Source organism: Nocardioides hungaricus, assembly GCF_054782915.1.
Map to the genome: position 1 here is coordinate 108,455 of NZ_BAAGRO010000009.1, position 19,119 is coordinate 127,573.

Genomic DNA, 19,119 nt, shown 5'->3' on the forward strand with positions numbered 1-19,119 from the left:
CCGCCACCGGCACGCCCCGCGCCGCCGACCTACTCGACCAGCTCCATCCGGTAGCCCACGCCGCGCACGGTGTGGATGAACCGCACCCCGTCGCTCCCCTCGCCGAGCTTGCGGCGCAGGTTGCCGATGTGCACCTCGACCAGGTGGGTGTCGGACGCCCACTCGGTGCCCCACACCGTGCGCAGCAGCGCCTCCCGGCTCCACACCCGTGCCGGCGTGCGCATCAGCTCCGACAGCAGGTCGAACTCGGTGCGGGTCAGCTCCAGCTCGGTGCCGTCGCGGAACGCGCGGCGCCCCTCGACGTCGACCCGGAGCACGCCGTGCTCGAGGATCTCGTGGTCATCGGCGCGGCTGGCGCCGCCGGCCGCCGCGGGCGCGCCGGTGCGCGGCCGGCGGAACATGGCGTTCACCCGGGCCTTGAGCTCGCGGGCGCTGAACGGCTTGGAGATGAAGTCGTCGGCGCCGGTCTCGAGGCCGAGCAGCCGGTCGACCTCGTCGTCGCGGGCGGTGATCATCACGACGTACGCGTCGCTGATCTCACGGATCCGGCGACACGCCTCGATGCCGTCGATGCCCGGCAGCCCGAGGTCGAGGGTGACCAGGTCGGGGTCGAGCTCGCGGACGGCCTCCACGCCGGCGAGGCCGGAGTCGACGGCGGTGACCCGGAAGCCCTGCGTCTGCAGGGTGAACTCGATCAGCGCGCGGATCTCCGCGTCGTCCTCCACGACGAGGGCACGCCGTTCGGGCTCGGAGCCGGGCCCCATGCTCTCCATGGAGCGATGATGCCACTTCTCGCGCCTGGCTCTGCCCCGCTCGACGAGCCGCCGCGCGGCGTACGCCGGAGCCAGGTGCTGCCGACGCGGTCGACGAGGAGCCCGTCCGCCGGGGCCGAGCGCCCGGCGCATCTCGGCGAGAGCCCTGCGGGCCGGGGGATCGGCACGGCCCGCAGGGCGCAGACGACGGCGTCGTACGACGCGTCGAGCTCGATGAGCGACCCGGCCGAGTGCCCGTCGCGTCACGGCGCGCGCATCCCCGGCTGCCCGGGGGCGGGGAGGCGCACGCGGCGGAAGATCGGGCGGTACCGGCTGGGGTCGTCGCACACCTGGCCGGGATCGAGGTTGTTGCGGCTCCACGAGACGACGACCGTGCCCCGCCGCGGCAGTAGGTCCGGGTGCGCCAGGGCGAGGTACCTGAGCTCGCCGGTGCTCGGGTCGCACGGGATGTCCAGCAGTGCCGTCGGTGCCCGGAACGGGCCCCACGGCTCCGGCGCCGGCCAGGCTGCGAGCGTCGTGCCGAGGAACTCGTCCTGCTTGCTCACCGCCCACCAGCGTCCGCCCTGCTGGAAGACGCTGAGCGTCTGGGAGACCCCACCTCGCTCGGGGATCAGGCGTGCGGCCCGGGACGGGTCGGTGCTCCAGCCGGCGCCGTCCCAGTACCTCCAGCGCCCCGGGTCGGCGAGGTGGCTGCGGCGGCTGCGGGCGACCTGGAGGGCGAAGCCGTGCACCCCGGCGATCGGCCGGGTCGACGTCCCGTAGAGGTAGACCCACCGTCGCTCGCGGGCGACCGCCGCGCCCCACGTCGGAGATGCGGGGTCGGCGACGTCGGGGCCGATGTCCGCGAGCCGCCGCAGGCGTGGGGCCTCGCCGTCGGGGACGCCGAACACGGCGACGGAGGCGCCGAGGGTCTCGAAGTCGAACGGCCCCGTCCCGACGGTGCGAACGCGTTGCGCGAGGACGACGACCGTCGTCCGCCCGGGACGGTCGACGGCGAAGGCGGACATCGGCCAGTACCCCACGCCGTCGGCGCGATCGGGGATGACGGCGTCGCGCCCGGGGCCGGAGACCGCCCGCGCGCACCCGCCGTCGACCACCAGGGCCGAGTTGCGAACGAACCGGGTCCCGGCCGAGTCGGACTGGAGCGTGTCGGCGAAGAGCCACAGCCGGCGGCCGTCGCCGAGGAGCACGTCGATCCCGACGTCGGCACCGCGGAGCGCGGGCACACCCGGGGAGCGCCGCACGAACCGGTTGAGGTCGGCCACGGTCTCGATCGGGCCCAGCGCGACGCAGGCGGACAGGCGCAGGCCGCGGCCCGGCGGCTCGGCCCGCGGAGCGGAGGGCGCGGACGGCAGCAGCAGGGCGGTCGCCAGGAGAAGGGCGATCAGTACGCCGAGTCGCGGCGCTCTGGTCACGGCCCCGCGCGGCCGGGCGGCAGGAGCACCACGGGGCACGGGCACTCGTGGAGCGCCGTACGGCTGGTGCGGCCGACATGCTCGGGCCCCGCGCCGGCGCGGTTGCGCTCGAGCACGACGAGCTGGGCGCGCCGGGCGGCGTCGACCAGGAGATCGGCGGGGACGCCGTGCTCGACGAGGATCTCGACCGGGACGTCGCCGCGGGTGCCGGCTCGGCATCGGGCCACGGCCCGGGTGAGGGTCGCCCGGACATCCTCGCTCCACCGTCCGCCGATCCGGGCGTCGATCAGGGCGTCGTACCGCCGGGGGAAGCGCCAGGCGTGCAGCACGCGCAGGGCGGTCCGGTGGTCGTGGGCGATCCCGAGTGCCCGGACGATCAGGTCCCCGGAGGCATCGAGGTCGCCGACACCGACCAGGACCGGCCGGTCGTCGTCCTCGGGCGGCTCCGACCAGGCCGAGGGGACGCAGACGACGACGGGATCTCCGCCGGGCCGGCCGTCCTCGCCGATGGCCCGCATCAGGTGCAGGGTGTCGCGCTGGCGGACGACGACGCCCAGGGCGTCGTCGCTCGCATCGAGCACCGCCGCGACCGGGGCACCGGTGACGACGGCACCCGTGACGGGGACGCCGGGGCCGGCGAGGAGCTCCGTGCGCGCGACCGCGTCCGCGAGCACCGGATCGACGTCCTCGCCGTCATCGTGCTGTCGGACGTGCACCAGGTGGACGGGGCATCCGTGGAGCCTGGCCTCCCGCGCGGCGAAGCGCAGGAGCGCCGCGTCGTCGTCGTCCGGGACGGCGACGACGATCGGGCGCCGGTCGTGCACTCCGGCAGACGCTGCTGGGTCGATCCGACCCTCCCGGGCCGGGGCGCCGTGCGGCGCGATCGTCATGGTCGTCACGACCTCTCGAGGTGACCGGGGGGCTCCGTCGCCGCCAGGCTCCCACCGGCCGCGGTCGCGCAGCAGGGCCGGACGTCACCCCGTTCGGAGACCTTCGTCCGAGGGCCGCCTCAGTCGCCGGGCGCCTCGTCGAGCACGTCGGCGAGCGAGCGCCGCGGCGTCGGTGGCAGCGGACTGCGCGCGATCTCCTGCCAGCCGATCCGGACGACGAGCTGAGGGAGGCTGTCCCCACCGACGAGCGCGCCGAGTGCCGCCCGGGTCTGGTCCACCTGGACGGGCTGGTTCAGGGGAACGAGGGAGAGCCCCTCCTGCATGGCCCGCATCCACAACCGGCAGAGGGTCTCCCCGGTCGACAGCCACGACTCCGGTCCGTCGTCGGTCGAGCACAGCACGAGCGCCCCGTCGGTCGACCGGATGTCGTCGGCAGACGAGTCCGCCTCGGCGGGGTCGGGCCCGGACGGCCAAGGGCCCCGCCGCTCCTCGAGGTAGCCGGGCGTCGTCCGCTCGAGGTGGCTCGCCTGCCGGGCGATCAGCTCGAGCCGCAGCCGGTCGACGTCCGTCGTGACCGGTACGACGCTCACCCCGGATGCGCTCGCCGCGAGCGCGAGCCGTTCGAGTCGCTCGGCCGGGACCGGCCAGGAGGTGAATCGCCGCCGGTCGGTGCGGCGACGCTGCAGGAGGCGGAACGCCTCATCGTCTGCGGGGGTCGCCGGTCCGGGGCGGAGCCGAAGCGTCGCCAGATGGTCCTGGCTGCGTGGATCGCCGGGACCGACCTCGGCGGGCCAGCCGAGCGCGGCGGCCGCGATCCGGGCGTGCCCGAGCGCCGCGCCGCAGCTGATCACCAGACCGCGACCGGACGGATCGGCGACCGGCAGCTGGCGCCGGCGGTCGGCGTGCAGCTCCACCTGGTCGTCGCTCGCGCGCCATCGCCACGGCTGCGTGTTGCGGAGGCTCGGCGCACGACGGGCGAAGTCGACGACCTGCACGGAGGGTGGGTCGGGCGCGGTCGGCAGCCCCCCGCTCACGTGCCGACGCTCCCGTGGAGCGGGTCGGAGGCGCCCGCGACGAGAAGGCGCCCGCGCCCGTGATCGGCGCGGACCGCCGGCGCTTTCTCGACCGGTGCGCGTCGGGTCGCGGCGGCCGGATCGTGTGTCGTCACGTCTCGCACCAGCATCGCCGACCCCCTACGGGACTCCGCGACCGCGGCGGCCCTCCGATCAGCATCGCTGCGGCGGCCGGTCGAAGACAGGGACCAAGGTCCCGGGGCCGGGGGCCGATCGACCGAGACCGGGACGAGCCGCCGGCCGTACCGTGGGTCCATGACGGAGCCCGTCACGCAGGTCGAGGGGCAGGTGCCGGTCCGGCACGGGCCGATCCGGGTCTACCTGCTCGACGACCACGAGCTCACCCGTCGCGGCATCCGCGACCTGCTCCACAGCTCCGGCGACATCGAGGTCGTCGGGGAGTCGGGCCTCGCCGCGGAGGCCGCCCGGTGCATCCTCTCGCTGCGGCCCGACGTCGCCATCCTCGACGGCCGGCTCCCCGACGGCTCGGGCATCGAGGTCTGCCGGGTGGTCCGCTCGGCGAACCCGGGGATCGCCGCCCTGATCCTCACGTCGTACGACGACGACGACGCGCTGTTCGCGGCGATCATGGCCGGTGCGGCCGGCTACCTCCTCAAGCAGGTCAGGGGAGCGGACTTCGTCGAGACCGTGCGCCGCGTCGCGGCGGGGCAGTCGATGCTGGACCCGGCCGTGACGGCGCACGTCCTCGAGCGGCTGCGGAACGGACCGCCCCGCGATCCGGTGACCGACCAGCTGACGCCCAAGGAGCACCAGGTGCTGGACCTCATCGGCGAGGGCCTGACCAACCGGCAGATCGGGACCCGCCTCTGCCTCGCGGAGAAGACCGTGAAGAACCACGTCTCCGCGCTGCTCGCGAAGCTCGGCGTCGAGAGCCGCACGCAGGCCGCGATCATCGCGACCCGGCAGCAGAGCGAGAGGTGGCTCGCGGGCTGAGTACGTGTTGGGGAAGGGCGCGGCCCTCGCGGGCCGCTGGTGGCGGGACTAGGCTCGGCCACGCGGTTCATGGCCTGAGGAGATGGCCTGAGGAGGGAGCGTGGGCGTGGATGCGGCCGGGCCCTCGGAGGACCTGGGACGAGCGGGGTTCGACGACCTTCTGCGTGAGGTGATCGCCCGCGTGCACGGCGCCCTGGACGACCGGTCCCGGTGGCAGCTGCTCCTCGATGCGGTCGTCGGCATGGCGGCGGACCTGTCGCTGGACGAGCTGCTCGCGCGCATCGTGGAGATCGCGGCGGATCTCGTCGAGGCGAGGTACGCCGCCGTCGGCGTGATCAGCGACGGAGCCGACCGTCGTCTGCAGACGTTCGTGACCCACGGCCTCTCACCCGACGAGGTCGAGCGGATCGGCGAGCTGCCCCGGGGCCTCGGCCTGCTCGGCCACCTCATCGACTGTCCCGAGGCCGTGCGCCTGGCCGACATCGCGGCGCACCCCTCCTCGCACGGCTTCCCGGCGAACCATCCGCCGATGCGCTCGTTCCTCGGCGTCCCCGTGCGGATCAGGGACAAGGTGTTCGGCAATCTCTACCTGACCGAGAAGAGCGGCGACGGTGCCTTCACCGACGAGGACGAGCGCATCGTCATGGCGCTGGCCGCCGCGGCCGGCGTCGCCATCGAGAACGCGCGTCTCCACGAGGAGGCCGCCCGGCAGGTGCGGTGGCTGGCCGCCACGGCGGAGGTGACGACGCGACTGCTCGCGCCCGCGGTGGGCGACGAGCTGCTCCAGGTCGTGGCCGACCGCGCCCGCGACCTGGCCGGGGCCGACGCCGCCTGGGTGGTCGTGGGGACCGGCCCCGACCGCCTGTCCGTCCGCGCCGTGTCGGGCAGGCCGGCCAGCGCCGAGGACCTGGCCGGCCTCGACCTCCGCCGGTCGCTGGCCAGCCAGGTGATCGGCAGCGGGCTCCCCGCGACGGTCGAGGACCTCGCCGCGGATCCCCGTGCGCTGGACCTGTCCGAGCCGTTGGGATGGCCGGCGCTGGGGCCGGCCGTCCTGGTGCCGCTGCGCACCTCGACCGGGGTCACCGGCGTGCTCGCCCTCGCCTGGCTGCGAGAGCGCTCGGCGGCATCCGGAGCGGTCGACCCGGACCTGCCGATGCGGTTCGCCGAGCAGGCGGCCCTGGCGCTCGAGGTCGGTCAGGCGCGCCGGGACCAGCAGCGACTGGTCCTCGTCGAGGACCACGAGCGGATCGGGCGGGACCTGCACGACCTCGTGATCCAGCGGCTCTTCGCGGTCGGGCTGAGCCTGCAGGGCCTCGCCGTGCAGGCCGAGCGCCCCGAGACGTCGGCCCGGCTCCAGGCGGCGATCGACGAGCTGGACGGCACCATCCGGGACATCCGGCGCACGATCTTCGACCTCGGCTCGACCGAGAACGACACCGACATCCAGTTCGCGGTCACCCAGGTCGTCGAGCGGGCGACCAGCACCTTGAAGTTCCGCCCCGCGCTCCGGTTCCGCGGCCCGGTGCGATCCACCATCGATCCGGACCTGGCGCCCGACGTACTCGCCGTGTTGAGCGAGGCGCTCTCGAACGCCGCTCGTCACGCCCGCGCGACCTCCGGCCTCGTGGAGCTGGACGCGTCGGACGGCGTCCGGCTCCTGGTGGTCGACGACGGGAAGGGGCTGGCGGCCGGTCGCGCCGAGAGCGGCCTCGCGAACATGCGCGACCGGGCCGAGCGACGCGGTGGCCGGTGCACGGTGACCTCCGAGCACGACGTTGGTCGCGCGGGGTCGCACCGCGCTCACGATGCGCTGCTCGATCTCGCGCGGGGAGAGCCCGGTCCAGTCGCGCGAGTCGATCGTCCAGAGCACCGGCACCAGGCCCGTCGATCCGATCAGCCGGCGCACCGCGTCGTCGACCGCGCCGTACGGCGGCCGGGCCAGGTCGGTCGGCGCCACGCCGGCGTCGCGGAGCGCGCGGCGGGTCGCGAGGAGCGCGCGGCGCGCCTGCGCGGGCTTCTGCGAGGTGAGGTCGGTGTGCGCCCAGGTGTGGTTGCCGATCGGGAAGCCGGCCCGGTCCACCAGGCGCACCAGCTCGGGGTCCGCGGCGGCCCGGCCGCCGACCATGAAGAACGTCGCCGGCACCTCCAGTCGCTTCAGGAGCCGGACCAGCCGCGGCGTCACGGTCGCCAGCGGACCGTCGTCGAAGGTGAGCGCCACCAGCCCCCGGGAGCAGGGCGCCGGAGGTGGCGCCGCCGTAGCCGCGGCCGGCAGCAGGACCGCGGCGAGCAGCGCCGCGAGCTGGAGATGCACCCTCACAACGATCCGACGCGCGAGGACGCCACGCGGTTGTCAGGCGCGGTTGTCAGGGATCGGACTGTGCCTCACGCCGTGGCGGCGAACCCCTCCGCGACCACGTCGAACGCCTCGTCGAGCAGCGCGTCCCCGATCGACAGTGGCGGGAGGAAGCGGAACACGTTGCCCCAGGTGCCGCAGGTGAGGGTGACCACGCCGTTGCGGTGGCAGTACGCCGACACGGCCGCCGCGCGGACCGGGTCCGGCTCCGTCGTACCGGGCCGGCACAGCTCGATCGCCATCATCGCGCCGCGGCCGCGGATGTCGGCGATCACGTCGTGGTCGGCCGCGAGCGCCTCGAGGCGGGTGCGCATCCGGTCGCCGATGTGGCGGGCGCGCACGGTGAGGCGTCGCTCCCGCATCTCCTCGATCGCGCCGAGCGCCGCGGCGCACGCGATCGGGTTGCCGCCGTAGGTCCCGCCGAGGCCGCCGACGTGGACGGAGTCCATCAGCTCGGCGCGGCCGGTGACCGCGGCGAGCGGCAGGCCGCCGGCGATGCCCTTGGCGGTGGTGACCAGGTCGGGGACGACGCCCTCGTCGTCGCAGGCGAACCAGTCGCCGGTGCGGCAGAAGCCGGACTGGATCTCGTCGGCGACGAACATGACGCCGTTCTCCCTCGCCCACGCGGCGAGCGCGGGCAGGAAGCCCGGTGCCGGCACGACGAAGCCGCCCTCGCCCTGGATCGGCTCGATCACCAGGCACGCGAGGTTGGCCGCGCCGACCTGCTTGTCGAGCACGTCGATGGCGCGGGCCGCGGCCTGCGCGCCGGACAGCCCGTCGCGCAGCGGGTAGGACATCGGCGCCCGGTAGACCTCGCCGGCGAACGGCCCGAAGCCGAACTTGTACGGCATCGCCTTCGCGGTCATTGCCATCGTCAGGTTGGTGCGTCCGTGGTAGGCGTGGTCGAAGACGCCGACCGCGTCGCGGCCGGTCGCGACGCGGGCGATCTTGACCGCGTTCTCGACCGCCTCGGCGCCGGAGTTGAACAGCGCGCTCTTCTTGGCGTGGTCGCCGGGGGTGAGGTCGGCCAGCGCGGCGCACACGTCCACGTAGCCGTCGTACGGCGTCACCATGAAGCAGGTGTGCGTGAACGCGTCGACCTGGGCGTGCACGTTGCGCACCACCGCGGGCGCGGAGTTGCCGACCGTCGTCACCGCGATGCCGGAGCCGAGGTCGATGAGCTGGTTGCCGTCGACGTCGACGAGGATGCCGCCGCCCGCCGCCACGATGAAGACCGGCAGGGTCGTGCCGACCCCGTCGGCGACGTACGCCTTCTTGCGGTCCAGCCGCTCGAGCGAGCCGGGACCGGGGACGGCGGTGACCAGACGGCGTTCCTGCGCGATGCCCATGGCCCGAGCGTAGTGCGGGAGGATGGCCGGCGTGAGAGACGTCGTCATCCTCGGCAGCACCGGCTCCATCGGCACCCAGGCCCTCGACATCGTGCGGGCCAACCCGGACCGGTTCCGCGTGGTCGGGCTGACCGCCGGCGGCTCGAGCCCGGAGCTGTTCGCCGCCCAGGTCGAGGAGTTCGCTCCGGCGTACGCCGGCCTGGGCGAGGACGCCTCGGTCGAGGCTGCCGGGCGGCCGTGCGACGTCGTCCTCAACGGCATCACCGGCGCGGTCGGCCTGCGCCCGACGCTGGCCGCGCTCGACGCCGGCAACACGCTCGCGCTCGCCAACAAGGAGTCGCTGATCATGGGCGGCCCGCTGGTGCTGGAGCGCGCGCGGCGTCACGGTGGGCCGAGCCAGATCGTGCCGGTCGACTCCGAGCACAGCGCGCTCGCGCAGTGCCTGCGGGGAGGGTCGCCGGAGGAGGTACGCCGGCTGGTGCTCACCGCGAGCGGCGGCCCGTTCCGCGGCCGGACCCGCGCGGAGCTCGCCGGCGTGACGGTCGAGGAGGCGCTCGCGCACCCGACGTGGGACATGGGCCCGGTCGTCACCATCAACTCCGCGACCCTGGTCAACAAGGGCCTGGAGGTGATCGAGGCGCACCTGCTCTTCGGCATCCCGTTCGACCGGATCGAGGTCGTGGTGCACCCGACCAGCGTCGTGCACTCGATGGTGGAGTTCGTCGACGGCTCGACGCTGGTGCAGGCCAGCCCGCCGACGATGCTGATCCCGATCGCGCTCGGCCTGGCCTGGCCCGAGCGGGTGCCCGACACCGCGCCGCCGGTCGACTGGACGCGGCCGGAGACGTGGGAGTTCCTCCCGCTCGACGACGAGGCGTTCCCGGCGGTCGCGCTCGCACGGACCGCGGGGGAGCGCGGCGGCACCGCTCCGGCGGTCTACAACGCCGCGAACGAGGAGTGCGTCGAGGCGTTCCGCGCCGGCCGGCTCGACTTCAACGGGATCGTTCCCGTGGTTCAGGACGTTCTCAGCCGCCACGACGTACCCTCTGAGGTGGCGGTCGAGGACGTCCTCGCCGCCGACGCCTGGGCCCGAGCGACGGCCCGCCAGCTGATCGAGGGATAGTCCGTGACCACTGTGTTCTACGTGCTCGGCGTGGTGATCTTCGTGGTCGCCATCCTGGCCTCGATCGGCCTGCACGAGCTCGGCCACATGATCCCCGCGAAGAGGTTCGGCGGGAAGGTCACCCAGTACTTCATCGGCTTCGGCCCGACCGTGTGGAGCACGCGGCGCGGCGAGACGGAGTACGGCGTCAAGGCGATCCCGCTCGGCGGCTACGTCAAGATCGTCGGGATGCTCCCGCCGGGAGCCGCCGATGCTCTGTCCGAAGCCGGCGACGAGGTGGAGGTCGACGCCGACGGCAACCAGGTCGTCAAGGTCCGCAAGTCCAACACCGGGCTCTTCACCCAGCTCATCTCCGACGCCCGCGCGGCCGAGTGGGAGACGATCGGGCCCGAGGACTCCGACCGCCTCTTCTACAAGCTGGCGTGGTGGAAGAAGGTCGTCGTGATGGCCGGCGGGCCCACGGTGAACGTGCTGATCGCGTTCTTCCTCTTCTGGGGCATCTTCGCCACCTACGGCGAGCGCACCGCCGAGCCGGAGGCCGGCCAGCCGGTGATCGCGGAGGTCTCGCAGTGCGTGATCCCGTACGTCGACGACCGGACCGTCTGCCGCGACAGCGATCCGATCAGCCCCGCTGCCGAGGCCGGCCTCGAGCCGGGCGACGTCATCACCAGCTTCAACGGCACCCCGATCGCCTCCTGGGACCAGTTGCGCATGCTGATCCGCGGCAACGACGCCGGCAAGGCCGTCATCGGCTACGAGCGCGACGGCCGGCAGCTGTCCGGCACCACCAGCACGACGGTCGAGGCGCGGCCGGAGTCCTCCACCGACCAGACCCTGCGCCAGGTCGGCTTCCTCGGCGTCACGCCCACGACGTACACCCAGGTGACCACCGGCGGACCGATCTACACGATCGACCGGATGGGCACGATGACCGTCGACACGGTCCGGGCGCTCGGCACCCTGCCGGTCAAGGTCTGGGGCGTGGCCGAGGCGATCGTCGGGGTCGAGGAGCGCAAGCCGGACAGCCCGGTGAGCATCGTCGGCGGCGGCCGGCTGGCGGGCGAGACTGTCTCGGCCGCGTCGTTCCCGGTGCAGGAGAAGGCCGTCTTCCTGATGCTGCTCATCGCGAGCTTCAACCTGTTCATCGGGCTCTTCAACTTCATCCCGCTGCTGCCGCTGGACGGCGGCCACATCGCGGGTGCGCTCTGGGAGGCGGTACGCCGTGGGCTCGCTCGGCTGCGCGGCCGGCCCGACCCCGGCTACGTCGACGTGGCCAAGCTGCTGCCGATCGCCTACGGCGTCGCCGGCGTGCTGCTCGTCATGGGCGTGGTGCTGATCGTCGGGGACCTCGTCGTACCCCTCCACATCGATGCCTAGGCTGGGGTCATGACGCAGATCAGCCTGGGCATGCCCGCGGCCCCGCCGCCGGTGCTCGCGCCGCGCCGCCGGACCCGCCAGATCAAGGTGGGCAAGGTCGGCGTCGGCAGCGACTCCCCGGTCTCGGTGCAGTCGATGACCACGACGCTGACCGCCGACGTCAACACGACCCTCCAGCAGATCGCCGAGCTCACCGCGGCCGGCTGCGACATCGTCCGCGTGGCCTGCCCGAGCCAGGACGACGCCGAGGCGCTGCCCGCGATCGCGCAGAAGTCGCAGATCCCGGTGATCGCCGACATCCACTTCCAGCCCAAGTACGTCTTCGCCGCCATCGACGCCGGCTGCGCCGCCGTCCGCGTGAACCCCGGCAACATCCGGCGGTTCGACGACCAGGTCAAGGAGATCGCGGCCGCCGCGAGGGACCGCGGCACCTCGATCCGGATCGGCGTCAACGCCGGCTCGCTCGACAAGCGGCTGCTGGAGAAGCACGGCAAGGCCACGCCCGAGGCGCTCGTCGAGTCGGCCGTGTGGGAGGCCGGCCTCTTCGAGGAGCACGACTTCCACGACTTCAAGATCTCGGTGAAGCACAACGACCCGGTCGTGATGGTGCGCGCCTACGAACTGCTCGCCGAGCGCGGCGACTGGCCGCTGCACCTCGGCGTGACCGAGGCCGGCCCGGCGTTCCAGGGCACCATCAAGTCCGCGACCGCGTTCGGCGCGCTGCTCTCGCAGGGCATCGGCGACACCATCCGGGTCTCGCTGTCCGCGCCGCCGGTCGAGGAGGTCAAGGTCGGCCTCCAGATCCTGGAGTCGCTGAACCTGCGCCCGCGCCGGCTCGAGATCGTCTCCTGCCCCTCCTGCGGCCGTGCCCAAGTCGACGTCTACACGCTCGCCGACCAGGTGACCGCCGGCCTCGACGGACTCGAGGTGCCGCTGCGCGTGGCCGTCATGGGCTGCGTCGTCAACGGCCCGGGCGAAGCCCGCGAGGCCGACCTCGGCGTCGCCTCCGGCAACGGCAAGGGTCAGATCTTCGTCAGGGGCGAGGTCATCAAGACCGTGCCCGAGTCGCAGATCGTCGAGACCCTGATCGAGGAGGCCATGCGGATCGCCGAGGGCATGGAGTCCGTCGAGGGCTCGGGCGCCTCCGTCACGGTCTCCTGACGGCCGAGGCCCGCTCGCACTCCGCGACCACGCAGCGCACGGTGGCCGCACGCCTCCTGGTGTTCGCGTCCATCAGGAGGGCGCGGTCGGTCTCCCAGGCGATCGCGCCGAACCAGTAGGTGCGGTACGCCGCCAGCCGCTTGCCGCCCTTCGTCGTGCGCGCCGTCACCTCGCCGGGACCGAGGCCGTCGGAGAGGATGTCGGTCGTCACCATGCGCCGGCCGTTCGGGGAGAACGCGATCGGGCGATCCTCGCACGAGCGCCACAGCACCTGCCGCGGCCGGCGCAGCGAGCTGACCACCGTGCAGCCGCCCTGGTAGGGGTCGCCGGTGAAGGTCGAGAGCCGGTCGGCGCCGATGTCCGCGGCGCCGGCTCCGCGCCTGAGGATCGGCCGGGTCGTGTCGGCGACGAAGTTCCACCACAGCGTGCGGGCGGGCGCCATGCTGAACAGCACCGCCCGGCCGCCGTCGACGTCCAGCACCCCGGTGTAGCGCGGGAAGTCGCGGGAGACGATCTGGCGCCCGGTGCGGGCGTCGAGGACGCGGATCCGGCTGTGGCGGCGCACCGTGCGGTTGACGACGACGCGGTCGCCGTCCCCGCTCAGCACGGGACCGTCCGCGACGCTGAGCCGGGCGATCCGTCGCGTGGTGCCGTCGGCCCGCACTCGGAGCAGGCGGCCCGTAGAGACCACGAGGTACGCCGTACCGGACCTCCCGAGCAGGTAGCCCGGGTCGGCCAGCTCGATCCGGGTGTCCCCGTCGACGATGACCCGGTCGCCGACCAGCCACGGCACCCGGCTGTTCTCGCCGCGGGGGAGCTGAGTGGGCTTGATCTCGATCGTGGGAGCGGCGGCCGGTGTCGGAGCGGCCGGTGCCGGCGCGGCCAGTGCTCCGCAGAGCGTCGCCAGCGCGGCCAAGATCCCGAGTCGTGTCCTCATACCTGTCAGACACCGAGCGGCCGCAGAAGGTTGTCACTCCTCGTCGAGTTCGGCGTCGCCGATGACCCGGTAGGCGGGGCGCATCCGCTGCACGTGGCGGCTGCCGCGCTTGATCGTGCGGGCGTCGCGGAGGAACGCCCGGACCGCCGCCTTGTCCCGGAGGTCGACCTCCGCGACACCGAAGAACGCCTCGATGGTCGGCCCGCAGTCCTCGGCGGTCGCGCTCTCGGCGTACTCCTCGGCGCGGTCGTCGGTTGCCGTCCAGCGTCCGGTGAGCGCGCGCACCGGTCCCCTCGGGTTGCCGTTCTCGCCGTGGAGCTGGTCGAGGTCGACCCACTGCTGACGGCAGTCCGCGGCGGTGTCCCCGACGGCGACGGCGGGCACCGCGATGGACGTGAGAACGACCGCGAGCAAAGTCCCGAGCCACCGCATGGCTCCAGCGTAGGCTGCCGCCGTGCTCTCGACCCGCCATGGCGTCCGCCCGCTCGGCGCGGCGGACCTCGACGCGTTCTTGGAGCTCGCCCGGCGCGACCCGGTCGTCAACGTCTTCGCCGACTACCGCGCCACCACCACCAACCTCGAGCCGCGCTGGCTCGGCGGCGAGATGTGGGGGCGGTTCGAGAACGGCGTGCTCGCCTCGGCGTGCCACGTGGGCGCGAACCTGGTGCCGGTCCAGGCCTCGGCCGACGACGCCGCGGCGTACGCCGAGCGCGCGCTCGCCCGCGGTCGCACGGTCTCGACGATCGTGGGACCGCAGCAGGCGGTCATCGCGTTCTGGAACGGCGTCGCCGGCACGTGGGGGCGCCCACGCGAGACCCGCTGGGAGCAGCCGCACCTGGAGATCTCCTCGCGGCCGCTCGTGGCGGCGGACTCGTCGGTGCGCCGGTCGACCCGCGCCGACCTGGACGCCCTCTACCCGGCATGCGTCGCGATGTACACCGAGGAGGTCGGGATCTCGCCGGAGTGTGGCGGGGGAGCGGACCTCTACCGCACCCGCGTCACCCAGCTGGTCAGCCGCGGCTGGTCGTTCGCGCGGTACGACGACGGCGAGCTGGTCTTCAAGGCCGAGGTCGCCTGCGCCACGCCGTACGCCGCCCAGATCCAGGGTGTCTACGTCCCGCCGGCCCACCGCGGCCGTGGCCTCGCGACCTCCGGCATGGCCGCGGTCGTGAACATCGTCCGCCGCGAGATCGCCCCCGTGGTGTCCCTCTACGTCAACGACTGGAACAACGCCGCCCGCGCGGTCTACCACAGGGTCGGCTTCTCCGAGACCGCCCGCTTCGCGACGGTGATGTTCTGACGCGTCCTCCACAGGCCCACGGCTGACGGTTTCGCGCTTTCTCGGGACGGGGAATGATCGCTGCCGTGACCGGTCCTCGGGCGGTCGTCGCCGCTGTCGTCGCTGCTGTCGTCCTGGTACTCGGGCTCGCTGCCTGTTCCGGCGACCCCGAGCCCCGCGTCGCGCCTCCGTCGCCGACCGTGCCGTCGACGACGCGGGCGTCTGTTCAGACCCCTCCCGAGATGCCCGCTGCGGCGAAGGGGACGGATGCGGCTGCTGCTGAGGCGTTCGTGAGGTTCTACTGGGAGACCGTCAACTACGCCCAAGAGACTGGGGATCTTTCGAGCCTTCGCGAGATCTCGGCTAAGACGTGCATCGCATGCCAAGCAGGGCTCGACTATCTCGAGGACGTTTTCGCAAAGGATGGCGCAATCTCTGGTGGTCGAGGTCGAGTCGGAAACCCGGAGACCGCCTTCGCTACTGACGGTGGCGTTACCTATGCAGTCGTTGACTTCGATCTGAGGATGACCCGTCAAAGAGTCGACTTACCCGGAAGCGGCGATGACGAGGTCTATGCCGGGGGCACATCCGAGGTTCGTGCCCGTCTCGCGCCCACCGCATCCGGCTGGGTCATGGACTATTGGGACAAGTTGTGATCGGGACGGCCGTTGCCGCCGTTCTGCTGCTCCTCGGGAGTGGGCACGGTCCCTCGGACGGCATCGATGCCCAGTCGAGCGGTACTGGGTTCTTCGTCAGTGGCCATAAAGCTGTCGGACCCGAAGGTGAGGAGTCGACACCCATCTCCTCCGACAGACCACCGATCACGGTCGTAGAGGTGCCTATGTGCCTTGGAGGAGATCAGACCTGTGCTGAGCCGGTGTACTGCGAGGACGGCACTCCGATGATCCAGACCTGGTACCAGGCAGATGGCGTCGTTGTCGGCACCGAAGACAACTGCCCAGATGATTCCGGCGAGGCGACCCTGCCGAACGTCACCCCTGGGATGGTCGCAGCCGCGTTCCGTCGTATCCCGCTGCCGGCGTCGGAGTTGAACGTGCAGCCGCCGGGTGGGCGGACGTTGGTCAACTTCGACACGAACTTCTACACCGAGGGTGGTGAGTTCACCCGGACGGTGACGTTGTTGGGGCGTCGGGTGGAGTTGCGGATCTGGCCGAGTCGGTTCGGGTGGCGGTTCGGGGACGGCCAGAGCACTTGGACGACGACGCCGGGCGCCAAGTATCCGGACCTGGAGATCACCCATCGCTACCTGGAGAAGGGCAGGGTGGCGCCGAGTGTGGACACGACGTACGCGGCGCAGTTCCGGGTCGGTACCGGTCCGTGGCGCGACGTGGTCGGGACCGTGACGATCCCGGGCACACCCGAGAGCCTGCGGGTGGTGACGGCTCGGCCGGTGCTGGTCGGCGGCTGAATCCGGTGTCCGGAGCCCGGCCGGCGGTGCGGTGGTCGCTTCCTGGCTGCGGCTTCTGTGGCCTTGCCGTCGCTCGTCCTCCCCAGACCGACGATTGACGGTTTCGCGCTTTCCCGGGGCGGGGAATGATCGCTGCCGTGACCGGTCCTCGGGCGGTCGTCGCCGCTGTCGTCGCTGCTGTCGTCCTGGTGCTCGGGCTCGCTGCCTGTTCCGGCGACCCCGAGCCGCGCGTCGCGCCTCCGTCACCAACCGTGCCGTCGACTACCGGCACGTCTGTTCAGATCCCTCCCCAGATGCCCGCTGTGGCGAAGGGGACGGATGCGGCTGCTGCGGAGGCGTTCGTGAGGTTCTACCAAGACACGGTCAATTACGCACAACAGACCGGCGACGTCAAGGCGTTGCGGATGCTCGGGTTGAAGTGTCGCGGTTGTGATGCAGGCATCGAATTCATCACGGACGTCTATGAGGGTGGAGGCACCATCAACGGCGGAGACGGGCGCGTGGCCGAGTTCGAGACAGGCTTCGTGGGAGAGGGCTACGAGCGCGCTATCGTCGATTGCGTCGTCATCACCACGAAGCAGAAGGTCGATCTTCCCGGGAAGGGACGGGACGCCGTTTATCCCGCGGGCCGGCAACCCATTCGATTCATCCTTGATCCGTCTGACGAAGGCTGGGTCGTCCGATCACTGGGTGCGCAATGAGGTTGGCACTTCTTGTCGTCTTATTGGTTGCAGTCGGCGCGCCGGCGTATGGCGATAAGGACGAGACAGACGTCGGTCCAACGACATCTGGCTTTTACGCCCACGTCCTCGACGCAGAACCCGGTTCGACCATTCCGGTCTCTTCGGGCGAGGGAAACCCAGATCCGATCGTGTCCACGGTGGCTGAGCCGGTGTGCTCGGTCGGAGGCGCCCAAACCTGCGCTCAGACTGACGTCTGCGACAACGGTGAACCCATGACCTCTACGATCTACGTAACCGCCAGCGGGGTCTTGATCAGTGGAGGGGACAACTGTCCGGACGGGCCAGACGAAGCGGCAGAGCCTGAGGTGACCCCTGGCATGGTCGCGGCCGCGTTCCGTCGTATCCCGCTGCCGGCGTCGGAGCTGGACGTGCAGCCGCCGGGTGGGCGGACGTTGGTCAACTTCGACACGAACTTCTACACCGAGGGTGGTGAGTTCACCCGGACGGTGACGCTGCTGGGGCGTCGGGTGGAGTTGCGGATCTGGCCGAGTCGGTTCGGGTGGCGGTTCGGTGATGGCCGGAGCACCTGGACGACGACGCCGGGCGCCAAGTATCCGGACCTGGAGATCACCCATCGCTACCTGGAGAAGGGCAGGGTGGCGCCGAGCGTGGACACGACGTACGCGGCGCAGTTCCGGGTCGGTACCGGTCCGTGGCGCGACGTGGTCGGGACCGTGACGATCCCGGGCACACCCGAGAGCCTGCGGGTGGTGACGGCTCGACCGGTGCTGGTCGGCGGCTGAATCCGGTGTCCGGAGCCCGGCCGGCGGTGCGGTGGTCGCTTCCTGGCTGCGGCTTCTGTGGCCTTGCCGTCGCTCGTCCTCCCCAGACCGACGATTGACGGTTTCGCGCTTTCCCGGGGCGGGGAATGATCGCTGCCGTGACCGGTCCTCGGGTGGTCATCGCCGCTGTCGCTCTTACCCTGACCTTGGGGCTCGCTGGCTGTTCCGGCGACCCCGAGCCGCGCGTCGCGCCTCCGTCACCGACCGCACCGTCGACGACGCGGGCGTCTGTTCAGACCCCTCCCGAGATGCCCGCTGCGGCGAAGGGGACGGATGCCGCTGCTGCGGAGGCGTTCGTGAGGTTCTACTGGGAGATGGTGAATTACGCGCAGTTGACCGGCGACGTCGAGCCTCTGCGCCCTCTCGGCTACAAGTGCATCAACTGCGAAAACGGCATCGAGTTCATCGAGGGCATCTACTCGAAGGGCGGCGAGATTCGCGGCGGCGACGGTACGCCTAGCAAGCTCGACACGACGTTCACCAACGTGCAGGGAGATCTGCTCGCGGTCGTTGACAGCGTGCTCGTGCTCACGCCGCAGGATGTCGACGTCCCGGGCAAAGCGAAGGACAAGCATTACAAGGGCGGCGATCGGGAGATCCGAATGTACCTACAACCGGAGAGCGGGTCATGGGTCGTCAGAACCATGGGATTCCCGTGAGGTGGCTCGCCGTTCTCACGGTCGTGCTGTCGACTTTCGCGGTAGCGCCCAACGCGGCCGGTGACGTTAGACCGGGCGATAGCGGCTTCCTGGCAACGTGGCAGGAGACCACGCCGGGTGATGTTACGACCGCCTTCTCCGTCAGCGACCCGATCGTGCAGTCTTTCGAGACCATGTCGTGCGGTCTTGGTGGAGCTCAGGTCTGCGCCGCGACAGATCAATGTGATGACGGAAGTCCCATGACGCTCACGACCTACGTGACGGCGAGCGGTGCCCTGATTGAAGGCGGGGATAGTTGCCCTGACGTGGTCGTCAATCAACCGCAAGTGACCCCTGGCATGGTCGCGGCCGCGTTCCGTCGTATCCCGCTGCCGGCGTCGGAGCTGGACGTGCAGCCGCCGGGTGGGCGGACGTTGGTCAACTTCGACACGAACTTCTACACCGAGGGTGGTGAGTTCACCCGGACGGTGACGCTGCTGGGGCGTCGGGTGGAGTTGCGGATCTGGCCGAGTCGGTTCGGGTGGCGGTTCGGTGATGGCCGGAGCACCTGGACGACGACGCCGGGCGCCAAGTATCCGGACCTGGAGATCACCCATCGGTACCTGGAGAAGGGCAGGGTGGCGCCGAGTGTGGACACGACGTACGCGGCGCAGTTCCGGGTCGGTACCGGTCCGTGGCGCGACGTGGTCGGGACCGTGACGATCCCGGGAACGCCGGAGAGTCTGCGGGTGGTCACGGCTCGACCGGTGCTGGTCGGCCGCTGACGGCGTCGCCCGGCGATCGTCGTCCCGGCGGAAGCCCTGAAGGTCCGGTGGGGGATCC

Annotated in this window: 18 protein-coding genes and 2 pseudogenes; 12 read left to right on the forward strand and 8 right to left on the reverse strand. The window is 71.9% G+C overall.

What is annotated here, in order from left to right; translation table 11 throughout:
* Positions 1-29 precede the first annotated feature (29 nt).
* The 4 genes from ACYVKX_RS04275 to ACYVKX_RS04290 all read right to left on the reverse strand — a co-directional run bounded on the left by ACYVKX_RS04275 (position 30) and on the right by ACYVKX_RS04290 (position 4,112).
* Positions 30-773, reverse strand: a complete 744-nt coding sequence (locus tag ACYVKX_RS04275) for a response regulator transcription factor (RefSeq protein WP_460829358.1) — start codon at positions 771-773, stop codon at positions 30-32.
* A 242-nt stretch (positions 774-1,015) separates the two neighbouring features.
* On the reverse strand, positions 1,016-2,188 hold the full coding sequence (locus ACYVKX_RS04280) for a hypothetical protein (protein WP_460829359.1): 1,173 nt from the start codon (positions 2,186-2,188) through the stop codon (positions 1,016-1,018).
* The gene (locus tag ACYVKX_RS04285) at positions 2,185-3,078 is read right to left on the reverse strand and encodes a universal stress protein (protein ID WP_460829453.1); all 894 of its coding nucleotides are present in this window, start codon (positions 3,076-3,078) and stop codon (positions 2,185-2,187) included. The genes ACYVKX_RS04280 and ACYVKX_RS04285 overlap by 4 nt, the downstream gene beginning before the upstream one ends.
* A gap of 119 nt (positions 3,079-3,197) precedes the next feature.
* The gene (locus tag ACYVKX_RS04290; protein WP_460829360.1) at positions 3,198-4,112 is read right to left on the reverse strand and encodes a hypothetical protein; all 915 of its coding nucleotides are present in this window, start codon (positions 4,110-4,112) and stop codon (positions 3,198-3,200) included.
* A gap of 294 nt (positions 4,113-4,406) precedes the next feature.
* Between ACYVKX_RS04290 and ACYVKX_RS04295 the strand changes: the two genes are divergently transcribed.
* A complete protein-coding gene (locus tag ACYVKX_RS04295; RefSeq protein ID WP_460829362.1) occupies positions 4,407-5,105 on the forward strand; it encodes a response regulator in 699 nt (232 codons plus the stop codon).
* A 241-nt stretch (positions 5,106-5,346) separates the two neighbouring features.
* Positions 5,347-6,873: pseudogene (locus tag ACYVKX_RS04300) on the forward strand (sensor histidine kinase); the annotation flags it as partial.
* Positions 6,874-7,038: 165 nt separating this feature from the next.
* Here the strand turns inward: ACYVKX_RS04300 and ACYVKX_RS04305 are convergent.
* Positions 7,039-7,422 (reverse strand): annotated as a pseudogene (locus ACYVKX_RS04305) (polysaccharide deacetylase family protein); the annotation flags it as partial.
* A gap of 65 nt (positions 7,423-7,487) precedes the next feature.
* Positions 7,488-8,807, reverse strand: coding sequence for a 4-aminobutyrate--2-oxoglutarate transaminase (gabT, locus tag ACYVKX_RS04310; protein ID WP_460829363.1), 1,320 nt, complete (start codon positions 8,805-8,807; stop codon positions 7,488-7,490).
* 22 nt (positions 8,808-8,829) lie between these two features.
* Here gabT and ACYVKX_RS04315 point away from each other — a divergent pair, with 22 nt between their 5' ends.
* The 3 genes from ACYVKX_RS04315 to ispG are packed head-to-tail and all read left to right on the forward strand — an operon-like array spanning position 8,830 to position 12,468.
* Positions 8,830-9,930, forward strand: a complete 1,101-nt coding sequence (locus ACYVKX_RS04315) for a 1-deoxy-D-xylulose-5-phosphate reductoisomerase (RefSeq protein WP_460829364.1) — start codon at positions 8,830-8,832, stop codon at positions 9,928-9,930.
* Between the two features lie 3 nt (positions 9,931-9,933).
* Complete coding sequence (locus ACYVKX_RS04320; RefSeq protein ID WP_460829365.1) at positions 9,934-11,307, forward strand: M50 family metallopeptidase; 1,374 nt, start codon at positions 9,934-9,936, stop codon at positions 11,305-11,307.
* A gap of 9 nt (positions 11,308-11,316) precedes the next feature.
* Complete coding sequence (gene ispG, locus ACYVKX_RS04325) at positions 11,317-12,468, forward strand: flavodoxin-dependent (E)-4-hydroxy-3-methylbut-2-enyl-diphosphate synthase (RefSeq protein ID WP_460829366.1); 1,152 nt, start codon at positions 11,317-11,319, stop codon at positions 12,466-12,468.
* Here ispG and ACYVKX_RS04330 read toward each other — a convergent pair.
* Complete coding sequence (locus tag ACYVKX_RS04330) at positions 12,455-13,405, reverse strand: hypothetical protein (protein ID WP_460829367.1); 951 nt, start codon at positions 13,403-13,405, stop codon at positions 12,455-12,457. The two genes, ispG and ACYVKX_RS04330, sit on opposite strands and share 14 nt — an antisense overlap.
* A 33-nt stretch (positions 13,406-13,438) precedes the next feature.
* Positions 13,439-13,837, reverse strand: a complete 399-nt coding sequence (locus ACYVKX_RS04335) for a hypothetical protein (protein ID WP_460829368.1) — start codon at positions 13,835-13,837, stop codon at positions 13,439-13,441.
* A 22-nt stretch (positions 13,838-13,859) separates the two neighbouring features.
* Between ACYVKX_RS04335 and ACYVKX_RS04340 the strand changes: the two genes are divergently transcribed.
* The 7 genes from ACYVKX_RS04340 (at position 13,860) to ACYVKX_RS04370 (ending at position 19,061) form a co-directional block, all read left to right on the forward strand.
* Positions 13,860-14,705 (forward strand): GNAT family N-acetyltransferase, encoded by an 846-nt coding sequence (locus ACYVKX_RS04340; RefSeq protein WP_460829369.1) that lies wholly within the window; start codon positions 13,860-13,862, stop codon positions 14,703-14,705.
* 65 nt (positions 14,706-14,770) lie between these two features.
* Positions 14,771-15,340 (forward strand): DUF6318 family protein, encoded by a 570-nt coding sequence (locus tag ACYVKX_RS04345; protein ID WP_460829370.1) that lies wholly within the window; start codon positions 14,771-14,773, stop codon positions 15,338-15,340.
* Positions 15,337-16,113 carry a hypothetical protein gene (locus ACYVKX_RS04350; RefSeq protein ID WP_460829371.1) on the forward strand — a complete coding sequence of 259 codons (777 nt, stop codon included), beginning with the start codon at positions 15,337-15,339 and terminating at the stop codon, positions 16,111-16,113. Before ACYVKX_RS04345 ends, ACYVKX_RS04350 begins: the two co-directional genes overlap by 4 nt.
* A gap of 137 nt (positions 16,114-16,250) precedes the next feature.
* Positions 16,251-16,814, forward strand: coding sequence for a DUF6318 family protein (locus tag ACYVKX_RS04355; RefSeq protein ID WP_460829373.1), 564 nt, complete (start codon positions 16,251-16,253; stop codon positions 16,812-16,814).
* Positions 16,815-17,161: 347 nt separating this feature from the next.
* Complete coding sequence (locus ACYVKX_RS04360) at positions 17,162-17,599, forward strand: hypothetical protein (RefSeq protein WP_460829375.1); 438 nt, start codon at positions 17,162-17,164, stop codon at positions 17,597-17,599.
* A 137-nt stretch (positions 17,600-17,736) separates the two neighbouring features.
* Entirely contained in the window at positions 17,737-18,297 is a 561-nt protein-coding gene (locus ACYVKX_RS04365) for a DUF6318 family protein (protein WP_460829376.1), read from the forward strand.
* Positions 18,294-19,061 (forward strand): hypothetical protein, encoded by a 768-nt coding sequence (locus ACYVKX_RS04370; RefSeq protein WP_460829377.1) that lies wholly within the window; start codon positions 18,294-18,296, stop codon positions 19,059-19,061. Before ACYVKX_RS04365 ends, ACYVKX_RS04370 begins: the two co-directional genes overlap by 4 nt.
* Positions 19,062-19,119: the final 58 nt, after the last annotated feature.